This is a genomic window from Streptomyces sp. col6 (genome assembly GCF_008042035.1).
GTDB lineage: Bacteria > Actinomycetota > Actinomycetes > Streptomycetales > Streptomycetaceae > Streptomyces.
The window spans coordinates 1,083,540-1,096,124 of the sequence record NZ_RDBL01000013.1 but is presented as its reverse complement, the minus strand read 5'-3'; the positions used below and the strand labels follow the sequence as shown (position 1 = coordinate 1,096,124).

The 12,585-nt window shown below is 72.7% G+C and carries 12 protein-coding genes, 1 rRNA gene and 1 other annotated feature; of the genes, 2 read left to right on the top strand and 11 right to left on the bottom strand.

Going from position 1 to position 12,585, the window contains the following annotated elements; translation table 11 throughout:
* Nucleotides 1-84: 84 nt before the first annotated feature.
* From recN to EAO73_RS21640, 4 genes are all read right to left on the bottom strand, one after another.
* Complete coding sequence (recN, locus tag EAO73_RS21655) at nucleotides 85-1,830, bottom strand: DNA repair protein RecN (protein WP_191134161.1); 1,746 nt, start codon at nucleotides 1,828-1,830, stop codon at nucleotides 85-87.
* Between the two features lie 64 nt (nucleotides 1,831-1,894).
* The gene (locus EAO73_RS21650; RefSeq protein WP_147973137.1) at nucleotides 1,895-2,800 is read right to left on the bottom strand and encodes an NAD kinase; all 906 of its coding nucleotides are present in this window, start codon (nucleotides 2,798-2,800) and stop codon (nucleotides 1,895-1,897) included.
* Nucleotides 2,797-3,612 carry a TlyA family RNA methyltransferase gene (locus EAO73_RS21645; RefSeq protein ID WP_147973136.1) on the bottom strand — a complete coding sequence of 272 codons (816 nt, stop codon included), beginning with the start codon at nucleotides 3,610-3,612 and terminating at the stop codon, nucleotides 2,797-2,799. The genes EAO73_RS21650 and EAO73_RS21645 overlap by 4 nt, the downstream gene beginning before the upstream one ends.
* A gap of 7 nt (nucleotides 3,613-3,619) precedes the next feature.
* Nucleotides 3,620-3,889 (bottom strand): hypothetical protein, encoded by a 270-nt coding sequence (locus EAO73_RS21640; protein ID WP_147973582.1) that lies wholly within the window; start codon nucleotides 3,887-3,889, stop codon nucleotides 3,620-3,622.
* A 54-nt stretch (nucleotides 3,890-3,943) separates the two neighbouring features.
* On the opposite strand from EAO73_RS21640, the gene EAO73_RS21635 reads away from it, so the two are divergent.
* Nucleotides 3,944-4,291, top strand: coding sequence for an SCP2 sterol-binding domain-containing protein (locus EAO73_RS21635; RefSeq protein ID WP_147973135.1), 348 nt, complete (start codon nucleotides 3,944-3,946; stop codon nucleotides 4,289-4,291).
* 38 nt (nucleotides 4,292-4,329) lie between these two features.
* On the opposite strand, the gene EAO73_RS21630 is transcribed toward EAO73_RS21635, so the two are convergent.
* The 4 genes from EAO73_RS21630 to EAO73_RS21615 form a co-directional block, all read right to left on the bottom strand.
* Nucleotides 4,330-5,160: an ABC transporter ATP-binding protein gene (locus tag EAO73_RS21630; protein ID WP_147973134.1), complete on the bottom strand. Its 831-nt coding sequence runs from the start codon at nucleotides 5,158-5,160 to the stop codon at nucleotides 4,330-4,332.
* A 50-nt stretch (nucleotides 5,161-5,210) separates the two neighbouring features.
* Nucleotides 5,211-6,284 carry a FecCD family ABC transporter permease gene (locus EAO73_RS21625; RefSeq protein WP_147973133.1) on the bottom strand — a complete coding sequence of 358 codons (1,074 nt, stop codon included), beginning with the start codon at nucleotides 6,282-6,284 and terminating at the stop codon, nucleotides 5,211-5,213.
* Nucleotides 6,281-7,240, bottom strand: coding sequence for a FecCD family ABC transporter permease (locus EAO73_RS21620; protein ID WP_147973581.1), 960 nt, complete (start codon nucleotides 7,238-7,240; stop codon nucleotides 6,281-6,283). Before EAO73_RS21620 ends, EAO73_RS21625 begins: the two co-directional genes overlap by 4 nt.
* Before the next feature lie 150 nt (nucleotides 7,241-7,390).
* Nucleotides 7,391-8,419 carry an HAD-IIA family hydrolase gene (locus EAO73_RS21615; protein WP_147973132.1) on the bottom strand — a complete coding sequence of 343 codons (1,029 nt, stop codon included), beginning with the start codon at nucleotides 8,417-8,419 and terminating at the stop codon, nucleotides 7,391-7,393.
* Nucleotides 8,420-8,488: 69 nt separating this feature from the next.
* Here EAO73_RS21615 and EAO73_RS21610 point away from each other — a divergent pair, with 69 nt between their 5' ends.
* Nucleotides 8,489-9,769 carry a DUF1015 family protein gene (locus tag EAO73_RS21610; protein ID WP_147973131.1) on the top strand — a complete coding sequence of 427 codons (1,281 nt, stop codon included), beginning with the start codon at nucleotides 8,489-8,491 and terminating at the stop codon, nucleotides 9,767-9,769.
* A gap of 49 nt (nucleotides 9,770-9,818) precedes the next feature.
* On the opposite strand, the gene EAO73_RS36665 is transcribed toward EAO73_RS21610, so the two are convergent.
* The 3 genes from EAO73_RS36665 to rrf all read right to left on the bottom strand — a co-directional run bounded on the left by EAO73_RS36665 (nucleotide 9,819) and on the right by rrf (nucleotide 12,172).
* The gene (locus tag EAO73_RS36665) at nucleotides 9,819-10,526 is read right to left on the bottom strand and encodes a tetratricopeptide repeat protein (RefSeq protein WP_376560509.1); all 708 of its coding nucleotides are present in this window, start codon (nucleotides 10,524-10,526) and stop codon (nucleotides 9,819-9,821) included.
* Entirely contained in the window at nucleotides 10,523-11,794 is a 1,272-nt protein-coding gene (locus tag EAO73_RS37130; RefSeq protein WP_318153279.1) for a hypothetical protein, read from the bottom strand. The genes EAO73_RS36665 and EAO73_RS37130 overlap by 4 nt, the downstream gene beginning before the upstream one ends.
* 261 nt (nucleotides 11,795-12,055) lie before the next feature.
* Nucleotides 12,056-12,172 (bottom strand): 5S ribosomal RNA (gene rrf / locus EAO73_RS21600).
* A 148-nt stretch (nucleotides 12,173-12,320) separates the two neighbouring features.
* Nucleotides 12,321-12,583: a sequence feature (23S ribosomal RNA rRNA prediction is too short), on the bottom strand.
* Nucleotides 12,584-12,585 lie beyond the last annotated feature (2 nt).

Genomic DNA, 12,585 nt, shown 5'->3' with positions numbered 1-12,585 from the left:
GCGAAACCGGAGCGGCCGGGACCGCTCCGGTCCCGGCCGCGAAAGCCCCTGCCCGTCCGGCGCGAGCCGTGGCGAGCCGTTCCCCTACCCGTCGGCGCGGGCCGCGGCGAGCAGTTCCTCGGCGTGGGCGCGGGCCGTCTCGGAGTCCTCCTGGCCCGCGAGCATCCGGGACAGCTCCCGCACCCGGTCCTCGCCCTCCAGCACGGTGACACCACTGCTGGTCACCGAGCCGTCCACGGTCTTCTCGACCAGCAGCTGCCGGTCCGCGAACGCGGCCACCTGGGGCAGGTGGGTGACGACCACGACCTGGGCCGACCTGGCGAGCTTCGCGAGCCGCCGCCCGACCTCCACGGCCGCCTTGCCGCCGACACCCGCGTCGACCTCGTCGAAGAGGTAGGTGGGCACGGGGTCGGAACCCGCGAAGACCACCTCGACGGCGAGCATCACCCGGGACAGCTCACCGCCCGAGGCGCCCTTGGCGATCGGCCGGGGCTGGGCGCCGGGGTGCGGGGCGAGGAGCAGTTCGACCTCGTCGGCGCCGGACGGGCCGTAGGCCACGTTCCGGCCGTCGATCTCGATGCCGGATGCCTCGTCCGGCGCCTCGGTCTGCCGGATGTCGAAGGAGACCCGGGCGTGCGGCATGGCCAGGGACGCCAGCTCCTCGGTCACCGCGTCGGCGAAGGACGCGGCGGCGGCCGTCCGGGCGTCGGTCAACGCCTGCCCGAGGCCCGAGAGTTCGGCGCGCAGGGCGTCCCGCTCGGCGGTCAGCTCCCCGATCCGGTCGTCGTCGCCCTCCAGCTCGGTGAGCCGGTCCGCGCCCTCCTGCGCCCAGGCGAGTACGGCGGTGATGTCCTCCCCGTACTTGCGGGTGAGCGCGGTGAGCGCGGCGCGGCGCTCCTCCACGGCGGCGAGCCGCAGCGGGTCGGCGTCCAGCTGGTCCGCGTACCCGGACAGTTCGCCCGAGACGTCGGCGAGCAGGATGGAGATCTCGCCGACCCGGTCGGCGAGCGAGGCGAGCGCCGGGTCGTGCGAGCGCACCCCGTCGAGGGCCTGCCGGGCCGCGGCCACCACGGTCGTGGCGTCCAGGGCCTCCGGGTCCTCCGGGTTGCCGGCCAGCGCGGTGTGCGCGAGGGCGGCGGCGGAGGCGAGCGCGTCGGCGTGGCCGAGCCGCTGGGCCTCGGCGGCCAGCTCGGTGTCCTCGCCGGGCAGCGGTTCGACGGCGGCGATCTCGTTCAGCCCGAAGCGCAGGAGGTCGGCCTCCTGCGCGCGTTCGCGGGCGCGCGTCGTCAGCTCGTCCAGCTCCGCCGCGACGTCCCGCAGCCGCCGGTAGGCCGCCGCGTACTTCGCCAGCGGCGCGGCGACGCCGTCGCCCGCGTACCGGTCGAGGGCCTGCCGCTGCCGGGCCGGCTTGAGGAGGCCCTGCTGGTCGGTCTGGCCGTGCACGGCGACGAGTTCGTCGGCCAGCTCGGACAGCACGCCCACCGGCACGGATCTGCCGCCCAGGTGCGCCCGGGAGCGCCCCTCGGCGGAGACGGTGCGGCTGATGAGCAGCGCGCCGTCCTCGATCTCGGCCCCGGCCTCCTCGGCGCGCAGCGCCACCGCGTCGCCGCCGGCCACCGTGATCCGGCCCTCGACGACCGCTGCCTTGGCACCGATCCGCACCAGGGCGGGGTCGGCGCGCCCGCCGAGCAGCAGCCCCAGGCTGGTGACGACCATGGTCTTGCCGGCGCCGGTCTCGCCCGTCACCGCGGTGAAACCGGGTGACAGCTCCACCACCGCGTCGTCGATGACCCCGAGCGACCGTATCCGCATCTCCTCCAACACGGACATGACCATACGAGGTTTCCCCGCCCGCGTGCACACGGGCCACGGACGGGACGCCCCGATCGTGCGCTCAGTGGGGCGCGCCCCGCCATCCCGAGACGGGCAGGGCGAACTTGGCCACCAGCCGGTCCGTGAACGACGCCTGGTGCAGCCGGGCCAGCCGTACGGGCACGGCACCGCGCCGTACCTCGACGCGCGCCCCGGAGGGCAGCTCGACGGTCCTGCGCCCGTCGCACCACAGCACTCCGTGCGGGGTGTGCGGCTGGACCTCGACGGCGAGCACCGAGGTCGGCGAGGTCACCAGCGGCTTGGCGAAGAGTGCGTGGGCGCTGATCGGGACCATCAGCAGCGCCTCGACCTCCGGCCAGACGACGGGCCCGCCGGCCGAGAAGGCGTACGCGGTCGAGCCGGTCGGCGTCGCGCACACGATGCCGTCGCAGCCGAACCCGGTCACCGGCCGGCCGTCGATCTCCAGGACGACTTCGAGCATCCGCTCGGGCGACACCTTCTGCACGGCCGCCTCGTTGAGCGCCCAGTCGGTGTGCACGACATCGCCGTTGCTGTGCACCAGGACGTCGATCGTCATGCGTTCCTCGACCGTGTACGCCCGGGTGACGACCCGGTCGACGACCTTGTCGAGATCGTCGCGCTCGGCCTCGGCGAGGAAGCCGACCCGGCCGAGGTTGACGCCGAGCATGGGCACCCCGGAGGCGCGCGAGAGCTCGGCGCCGCGCAGCAGCGTCCCGTCGCCGCCGAGGACGATCAGCAGCTCACAGCCGTTGAGCACCTCGGGCGTGGCATCGGTGACGGTCTCGACGGACGCGGGCAGCGGCAGGTCCGCCGCCTCCGTGGCGAGGACCCGGACGCCCAGGCCGCTGCGGAGCAGCCCCTGGACGACGAGTTCCGCGCTGCGGATCGCGGCCGGACGGCCGGTGTGCGCCAAAAGGAAGACTGTTCGTGCCGCATTCGTCGTCAACGAGGCCCCTCCGCCACTGCACGGTCGACATCCGCGGGATCCAGTTCCGGTGCTCCGGCCCGCAGCCACAGAAAGTACTCGACGTTCCCGGAGGGCCCCGGCAGCGGGCTGGCCGTCACGCCCCGGACCCCCAGGCCCAGCGCCCACGCCCGGCGGGCCACCTCCCGTACCGCATCGGCGCGCAGTTCGGGGCTGCGCACCACACCGCCGCTGCCGAGCCGTTCCTTGCCGACCTCGAACTGCGGTTTGACCATGAGGACCAGGTCGGCGCCGGGGGCGGCACAGCGGACCAGGGCCGGCATGACGAGCCCGAGCGGGATGAACGACAGATCGCCCACCACCAGGTCGACCGGCTCACCGTCGATGGCCTCCAGGGTCAGTTCCCGCACATTGGTGCGGTCCTTGACCACGACCCGCTCGTCGGACTGGAGCGACCAGGCGAGCTGCCCGTAGCCGACGTCCACGGCCACGACCTGTGCGGCCCCGGCGCGCAGCAGCACATCGGTGAACCCGCCGGTCGAGGCCCCCGCGTCCAGCGCCCGCCTGCCCTGGACCTCAAGGCCCAGCGGGACGAAGGCGGCGAGGGCGCCGGCCAGCTTGTGGCCGCCGCGCGAGACGTACTCGGGGTCGCTGTCGTCCTTGGTGACGACGACGGCGGCACTGGTCTCGACCTGGGTGGCCGGTTTCGTCGCGGTGTTGCCGCCGACGGTCACCCGGCCCGCCGCGATCAGCTGGCTTGCGTGCTCACGCGAGCGGGCGAGCTTGCGGCGTACCAGCTCGGCGTCGAGACGGCGGCGGGCGACTCCTGCCACGTTCGGTTCAGCTCCTGTGGTTGTACGGGGGCACCCCTGCGGGTCCCGGTGCGGGGGCGGGCCCGGCGTCCAGCGCGCTCAGCGCCTCGCGCAGGCCCCGGTGTACATCCTCGTACACCTCGGTGTGTCCGTCCGCCGCGAGGTGGTCGGCATCGGCCAGCCGCTCCAGCAGGCCGTCCACCCCGGCGTCGCCGGTCGGGGTCCGTACGACTCCGAGGGGCGCCGGCCCCGCGGGCTCGGCCGGCTCCGGCGGGGCGTCCGTCTCGGGCTGGGGCATCGGGTCGCTCATGCGGAAACGCTACCGCGAAGGGCTGGGGTACGGTCGATCACGATGGCGACCATGGCGGAGTGCCGCAGCGCACTCGACAGACTTTCCGACAACCTCGCGGGGGCGGACGGCGACGTGCGCCGCGCCGCCGACCTGGACCGCTCGCTGAGCTGCCACATCAGGGACCTGGACATCACGTTCACCGGCCGCCTGTCCGGCGGCCGCATCCAGGTCCTGGACACACTGAAGGGCCCACCCCGCGAGAAGGCCGAGATCCGCCTCGCAATGACCGGCGACGACCTGGTCGCCATGGTCGACGGCGACCTCAACTTCGCGAAGGCCTGGGCCTCGGGCCGTGTCCGCCTGGAGGCAGGCTTCAGAGACCTGCTGAAACTGAAGTCACTGCTGTAGGGAATCCAAGCTCCGCGTGCGAACCAGGGCCGGCAAACTCAAGCCCGTCCGGCGCTTGCGGACGTCTTTTCGACCCCGCGCGCCCCGCGCACCCGCGCTGCCGGCACGACCAACGGCGTCCCCGTCTCCGGATCCGGAATCACCTGACACCGCAGCCCGAACACCCGCTCCACCAGCTCCGCGGTGACGATCTCCCCCGGTGCCCCTTCCGCGACGACCTCCCCGCCGCGCATCGCGATGAGGTGCGTCGCGTACCGCGCCGCGTGGTTCAGGTCGTGCAGGACGGCCACCAGGGTCCGCCCCTGCGTCTCGTGCAGCTCGGCACACAGGTCGAGCACATCGATCTGGTGCTGGATGTCGAGGTACGTCGTCGGCTCGTCGAGCAGCAGCAGCGGCGTCTGCTGCGCGAGGGCCATCGCGATCCAGACGCGCTGCCGCTGACCGCCGGACAATTCATCGACATAGCGATCGGCCAGTTCCCCGACGCCCGTGGACGCCATCGACTCCTGGACGACGCGTTCGTCCTCGGGCGACCACTGCCGCAGCAGCCCCTGGTGCGGATAGCGCCCCCGCGCCACGAGGTCCCCGACGGTGATGCCCTCCGGCGCGATCGAGGACTGCGGCAGCAGGCCCAGCGTCTTCGCGACCTTCTTCGCGGGCAGCCCGTGGATCGACTGCCCGTCCAGCAGCACCTGGCCCCGGCTCGGCTTCAGCATCCGCGACAGAGCCCGCAGCAGCGTCGACTTGCCGCAGGCGTTGGGGCCGACGATCACGGTGAACGAGTGGTCGGGTATCTCGACCGAGAGGTTCTCCGCGATCACCCGCTCGTCGTAGCCGAGGGTCACCGAGTCCGCGGTGAGGCGCTGCATGGTCGTACTCCGGGGGTCGGACGGTCGGGAGGGGGCGTCGGCGCGGGACTTCATATGCGTCCCGCCTTGCGCTCGGTCACCAGCAGCCACACGAGATAGCAGCCGCCGAGCACGCCGGTGACGACGCCGACGGGCAGCTGCCGGTCGCCGAACGCGTCGAGCGCGATCCAGTCGGCGACGAGCAGGAGCGCCGCGCCCATGAAGGTCGCGGCCACCAGATTGGGGCCGGTGGAGCGGGTCAGCCGGCGCGCCAGCTGCGGGGCGCTGAGCGAGACGAAGGCGATCGGCCCGGCGGCGGCCGTGGCGACGGCGACGAGCAGGACGGCGGAGCCCATGAGGAGGAGGCGGGTGCGTTCGACGCGCACCCCGAGCGCGTACGCGGCGTCGTCGCCCATCTCCATGACCCGCAGGGCCGGCCCGTGCCCGTACACCAGCGGGAGCAGCACGGCGCAGACGACCAGCAGCGGCCAGACCTGCGCCCAGTCCCGGCCGTCGAGCGAGCCGGTCATCCAGACCACGGCACGCGTGGCGTCGACCAGGTCGGCCTTGGTGATCAGGTACTGGGTGGCGGCCGTCAGCATGGCCGCCGCGCCGATGCCGACCAGGACGAGCCGGAAGCCGTGCACCCCGCGCTTCCACGCCAGCAGGTAGACCGCGACACCGGTCACCAGGCCGCCGATGACCGCACCGGCCGAGACCGCCGCCGCGCCGCCCTGGAAGAGGACGATCACGGTGAGCGCGCCGACCGTGGCGCCCTGCCCGAAGCCGAGCACGTCGGGGCTGCCGAGCGGGTTGCGGGAGATGGTCTGGAAGACGGCCCCGCCGGCACCGAGCGCACCGCCGACGAGGAGCCCGACGAGCACCCGGGGCAGCCTGAGGTCGGTGACGATGAACTCCTGCTGGAAGGTCCCGTGGCCGAAGAGCGTGGTCAGCACCTCGCCGGGCGTCATAGAGAAGTCGCCGCTGCCGATGAGGACGACCGCCGCTGCCGCCGCCACGAGGGCCAGGAGCAGGACGACCAGGGCGGCCCGCACGTTCATCCGGAACGAATATCCGCCGGGTGTCCGGACGGCCCGCACCGGACCGGCGGTGTGCGCCGTCCCCTTCGTGGTCGTGGCCTTCACAGCTGGGACATCCTCTTGCGTCGTACGAGGTGGATGAAGACGGGCCCGCCGATCAGCGCGGTGACGATGCCGACCTGGAGCTCGGAGGGGCGGGCGATGACCCGGCCCACCACGTCCGCGCCGAGCAGCAGCACCGGCGAGAGGACGGCCGCGTACGGCAGGATCCACCGCAGGTCCGGCCCGGTGAGGGTGCGCACCAGGTGCGGGATCATCAGCCCGATGAAGACGATCGGCCCGCACGCGGCGGTCGCCGCCCCGCAGAGCAGGGTGACGGCGAGCATCGCGAGGACGCGGGTCCGGGTCAGGTTCGCGCCCAGCGACCTGGCGGTGTCGTCGCCCATCTCCAGGGCGTTGAGCGGGCGCGCGATGAACACGGTCAGCAGGACGCCCGCCGCGATGAACGGCCACACCTTGCCGACGGTCTCGGTGTTCGCGGAGGCCAGCGAGCCGACCGTCCAGAACCGCAGCCGGTCCAGCGCCGCCGAGTCCAGCAGCTGTACGGCGTTGACGTATCCGTACAGCGCGGCGGTGACGGCCGTCCCGGCGAGCGCGAGCCGCACCGGGGTCGACGAGCGGCTTCCGCCGAGGAAGTACACGGCCACCGACACGATCGCGGCGCCCGCGAAGGCGAACCACACATAGCCGGTCAGCGAGGTGACGCCGAAGAAGCTGATGGCGGAGACGACGGCGGCCGAGGCCCCCGCGTTGACACCGAGGATGCCGGGCTCGGCGAGCGGGTTGCGGGTCAGCGCCTGCATCACCGCCCCGGCGAGGCCGAGCGCGGCGCCGACGAGGAGCCCGAGCAAGGTGCGCGGGACGCGTACCTTGCGTACGAGGACGTCGTCGCCGCTGCCCGCGTAGTGGAACAGTCCGTGCCACACGTCGGAGAGGGGCAGCGCCTTGGCGCCGATCCCGATGGACGCGAGGCACACCAGCACGAGGACGGCCACGGCCACCAGGAGCCCCGCCGCTCTCGCCGCGTGACGCCTGCGGGGAGCGGCGGCCTTGTCCGGCGCGGCTATCGGGCCGGAACTGGAATCCGGGGGGCTTTCAACCAACACCCGGTTAGGTTAGCCTACCCACCCTCCCTGACCCGCGCCCCGGCCTCAGAGCCCCAGCCGGGCCAGCGCCTTCTCCGCGTCCAGGTCACAGGCATGGTCGCCCGCCTGGGACCAGGCCGCCGCGCACAGCGCCCGCAGCCCGTCGAGCGGTTCGCCGTCGCCGTCCAGCACCAGCCGGCCGTCCCGGGCGGACGCCGTCCAGCCGCCGCAGCGGAATCCCCCGCCGTCCTCCTCGACCTCGGGCTGTCCGGTGAGCAGCCCGCGCAGATCCGCGTCGATGTACGTCGGCCGGTGCTCGGGCACGGCGGTCACCAGCTGCGCCGCGTCGGTCACCCCGGTCAGCACCAGCAGCGAGTCGACCCCGCCGTTGAACGCCCCCTCGATGTCCGTGTCGAGCCGGTCGCCGACCACCAGCGGCCGTTCGGCCCCGGTGCGCAGCACGGTCTCGCGGTGCATCGGCGGGAGCGGCTTCCCGGCGACCTGCGGCTCGGCGCCGGTCGCGATCCGGACGACCTCGACGGCCGCCCCGTTGCCCGGCGCGATCCCCCGGGCACTCGGAATGGTCAGGTCGGTGTTGGACGCGAACCACGGCAGCCCGCGGTTGATCGCGTACGACGCCTCGGCGAACCGGCCCCACGCCATGTCCGGCCCGCCGTACCCCTGCACCACCGCGACCGGGTCGTCGTCCGCCGACTCGACGGGTTCGAGACCGCGTTCCCGCAGCGCGACGCGCAGTCCCTCGCCGCCGATGACCAGCACCCGCGACCCGGCCGGCAGCTGGTCGGCGACCAGCCTGGCCACGGCCTGCGCCGAGGTGATCACGTCGTCGGGCTCGGCCGGGACACCCAGCTCGGTCAGGTGCTCGGCCACCGCGGCCGGGGTGCGCAGCGCGTTGTTGGTGACGTACGCCAGGTGCATTCCGCCGTCCCGGGCCGTGCCCAGCGCCTCGACGGCGTGGTCGATCGCGTGCCCGCCCGCGTACACGACACCGTCCAGGTCGAGCAGCGCTGTGTCGTACGCCTCGCTCAGCGCGGTGCTGCTGCCGCTCGGGCCGGTCCTGCTCGTGCCACTCATGTTCCGCGCTCCTATCGCTGCTTGTCCCCCGATCATCGCGCATCCCCGTACCGCACATACGATGCACAAATGAACACACCAGGCACGGCGGACCGGGGACTGCGGCTGATTCCGTTCCGCGGACTGCGGTACGTCCCCGAGCGGGTCGGCAGCCTCGCCGCGGTGACCTCTCCCCCGTACGACGTGGTCGTACGGCCCGACGGACTGCACCACCTGGAGTCGGCGGACCCGCACAACATCGTCCGGCTGATCCTTCCGCAGGCCGGCACGGTCGCCGCCCGCAACGCACAGGCCGCCGCCACCCTGGACGACTGGCTCGCCGAGGGCGTGCTCGCGCCGGACGACGAGCCTTCCCTGTACGTGTACGAGCAACGCGGCGACGGCATCCTGCAGCGGGGGGTGATCGGCGCCCTCGCGCTCTCCGGGCCCGCCGAGGGCATCGTGCTCCCGCACGAGGACGTCATGGCGCATGTCGTCGAGGACCGGGCCGATCTGATGCGCGCCACCGCCGCCCACCTGGAACCGCTGCTGCTGACCTACCGGGGCGACGGGGAGGCCGCCACGGGCGCGACCGCCGTCGTCGAACGGACCGTGGACCGCCCGCCGTTGCTCGACACGACCACGGAGGACGGTTTCTGCCACCGGCTGTGGGCGGTCACCGACCCCGCCGAGCGCGCGGAGATCGAGGCGGACCTGCTGCGTCACCAGGCGCTGATCGCGGACGGCCACCACCGCTGGGCGACCTACCTGCGGCTCCAGCAGGAGCACACGGACCCGGGCCCCTGGGACTACGGCCTCGTTCTCCTCGTGGACACGGCCCGCTACCCGCTCCGGGTCCGCGCCATCCACCGCCTGCTGCACGGCCTGCCGGTCGCCGACGCCCTGGCCGCTCTGGCGGGCCTGTTCCGGATACGCGAGGTGGCGGGGCCGCTCCCCCGGGCGCTGGACGCCCTGGCCGACGCGGCCGCCGAGGGCAACGCCTTCCTGCTCGCCGGCGACGGGGGCTTCCATCTGGTCGACCGCCCCGACGAGGCCCTGCTGTCCCGCACGGTGCCGGCGGAGCGGCCGGCGGCCTGGCGCACCCTCGACGCGACGGTCCTGCACTCGGCGCTGCTCGACCATGTGTGGGAGATCCCGGACGACCCGGCGCACATCGCCTACATCCACGACACCGCGGCCGCCGTCGAGCAGGCCGAACGGCACCACTCCACGGCGGTGCTGATGCACCCGGTACGCGAGGAACTCGTCCGGGACCTGGCCCGGCAGGGCGTCACCATGCCCCGCAAGTCGACGTCCTTCGGCCCGAAGCCCGCCACGGGCCTGGTGCTGCGCAGCCTGAAGCTGGGCTGAACGCGAAAGAGGGCGGCACCCGATGCGGGTGCCGCCCTCTTCTCATGCGTTACGCCTGGGACTTGCCGTCCTCGTCGGCGTCGTCGCCGTCCTCGTCGGCCGCCACGGGCGCCTGGGCTTCGGCGTGCTCGTCGTCCTCGTCCAGGGCGTCGACGAACTCGACCCCGTCCAGCTCGGCGAGGCGGTCCGACGCGTCGGTGGCACCGTCCTTGTCGGCCTCCAGCGCCTTGCCGAACCACTCGCGCGCCTCGTCCTCGCGGCCCGCTTCGAGCAGCGCGTCGGCGTAGGCGTAGCGCAGTCGCGGCGTCCATGGGTGCACGGCGTTCGAGGCCAGCTCGGGGCTCTGGAGCGTGACGATGGCAGCGTCGATCTGCCCCATGTCCCGCCGGGCACCGGCGGCCACGAGACGCATCTCGACCTGCCCCGCCTTGTCCAGCTTCTGCACCTCGGGCTCACCGGCCATCGCCATGGCCTTCTCGGGCCGGCCGAGACCGCGCTCGCAGTCGGCCATGACCGGCCACAGCTCCGCCGAGCCCGTCATCCGCCGGGCCGCGCGGAATTCCGCCAGCGCCTCCGCGTACTTCTGGGTCGCGTACGCGGCGAAGCCGGCGGCCTCGCGGACGGCGGCGACGCGCGAGGCCAGCCGCAGGGCGATGCGCGAGTACGCGTACGCCTCCTCGGGGTCCTCGTCGATGAGCCGGGCCACCATGACCAGGTTCCTCGCCACGTCCTCGGCCAGCGTCTTCGGCAGGCTCAGCAGCTCCTGGCGGACGTCCGGGTCGATCTCGTGGCCGGTGACCTCGTCCGGGATCGGCAGCCGCTTGATGGGCTCGCGGTCGCGGTCGTCCCTGCGCTCGTAACCGCCCGGCCGGCCGCCGCGGTCGTCACGGCCCCGGTAGCCACCGCGGTCACGGTCGTCCCGCTGTCCTCGGTAGCCGCCGCCCCGGTTGTCGTCGCGACGGGGGCCGCGGTCCCGGTCACGGTCGCGGTCGTCGCGGCGGAACCCGCCACCCGCCGGACGGCTGTCGTCACGACGGGGGCCGCGCGGCCGGTCGTCGCGGCGGTCGTCACGCCGGTCGGAGCCGTAGCCGCCGGAACGGCCGCCGCGGTCGTCGTCGCGACGGGGACCACGGTCCCGGTCACGGTCGTCACGGCGGTCGAAGCCACCCGGCCGACCGCCACCGCTGTAACCGCCACGGTTGTCATCGCGACGGTCGTCACGCCGGTCGTCACGCCGGTCATCGCGACGGAAGCCACCACCGGAGGAACCGCCACGGTTGTCGTCGCGGCGGAACCCACCGCCGGAGGAACCGCCACGGCTGTCGTCACGACGGAACCCACCGCCGGAGGAACCGCCACGGCTGTCGTCACGACGGAACCCACCGCCGGAGTTGCCGCCGCGGTCGTCGCGGCGGAAGCCGCCGCCACGGTTGTCGTCGTCCCGACGCGGCCCACGCGGCCGGTCGTCGCGGCGGTCGTCGCGGCGCTCGAAGCCACCCGGCCGGCCACCACGGTCGTCATCACGACGCGGCGCACGGTCATCACGACGGAACCCACCACCACGGTTGTCGAAACCGCCGCCACGGTCGTCCCGACGGAAGCCACCACCGGAGTTGCCGCCCCGGTCGTCGCGGCGGAACCCACCGCCGGAGGAACCGCCACGGTTGTCGTCGCGGCGGAAACCGCCGCCGGAGTTGCCGCCGCGGTCGTCGCGGCGGAAGCCGCCGCCACGGTTGTCGTCGTCCCGACGCGGCCCACGCGGCCGGTCGTCACGACGGTCGTCGCGGCGGTCGTCGCGGCGCTCGAAGCCACCCGGCCGGCCACCACGGTCGTCATCACGACGCGGCGCACGGTCATCACGACGGAACCCACCACCACGGTTGTCAAAGCCACCGCCACGGTCGTCCCGGCGGAAAGCACCACCGGAGTTGCCGCCCCGGTCATCACGACGGAACCCACCAGCGGAAGAGGGCCGGTCGTCGCGACGCGGACCACGGTCCCGGTCGTCGCGACGGAAACCGCCACCCGAGGGGCGGTCGTTGTCGCGGCGCGGGCCGCGCGAACGGTCGTCGCGGCCGCCGCCGAAGCCGCCCCGGTCACCGCCGTCCCGGCGACGCGGCTCGCGCTCCGAACGATCGTCGGGAGAGTTGGTGGACATGGGTGGGGCTCCTGTCATTCGGGGTACTACAGACATTCTCGCGCAGCCGGACACCCGACGCGCTTCGGGAAAAACAAAAGGACCCTTGGTCCAGCGTTGAACGCTGGACCAAGGGTCCTTCAAAAATTGTTCGGCGGCGTCCTACTCTCCCACAGGGTCCCCCCTGCAGTACCATCGGCGCTGAAAGGCTTAGCTTCCGGGTTCGGAATGTAACCGGGCGTTTCCCTAACGCAATGACCACCGAAACACTATCGGCCACTCCGCAACAAAGCGGAGTATCGGCACTTAGCGAACAAGCACACTTTTCAATTAATTGAATGACGCTGTTCAACCAGCACGACTGTTCGTGGCCTGGGAACAACACAGTGGACGCGAGCAACTGAGGACAAGCCCTCGGCCTATTAGTACCAGTCAGCTCCACCCGTTACCGGGCTTCCACATCTGGCCTATCAACCCAGTCGTCTACTGGGAGCCTTAACCCTTCAAGAGGGTGGGAATACTCATCTCGAAGCAGGCTTCCCGCTTAGATGCTTTCAGCGGTTATCCTTTCCGAACGTAGCCAACCAGCCATGCCCTTGGCAGAACAACTGGCACACCAGAGGTTCGTCCGTCCCGGTCCTCTCGTACTAGGGACAGCCCTTCTCAATATTCCTACGCG

Coding starts and splice junctions, on each gene's coding strand:
- EAO73_RS21635 (WP_147973135.1), top strand. CDS start 3,944: ATGGCGACCATGGCGGAGTGCCGCAGCGCACTCGACAGACTTTCCGAC.
- EAO73_RS21615 (WP_147973132.1), bottom strand. CDS start 8,419: ATGAGTGGCACGAGCAGGACCGGCCCGAGCGGCAGCAGCACCGCGCTG.
- EAO73_RS21630 (WP_147973134.1), bottom strand. CDS start 5,160: ATGCAGCGCCTCACCGCGGACTCGGTGACCCTCGGCTACGACGAGCGG.
- recN (WP_191134161.1), bottom strand. CDS start 1,830: ATGTCCGTGTTGGAGGAGATGCGGATACGGTCGCTCGGGGTCATCGAC.
- EAO73_RS21610 (WP_147973131.1), top strand. CDS start 8,489: ATGAACACACCAGGCACGGCGGACCGGGGACTGCGGCTGATTCCGTTC.
- EAO73_RS21640 (WP_147973582.1), bottom strand. CDS start 3,889: ATGCCCCAGCCCGAGACGGACGCCCCGCCGGAGCCGGCCGAGCCCGCG.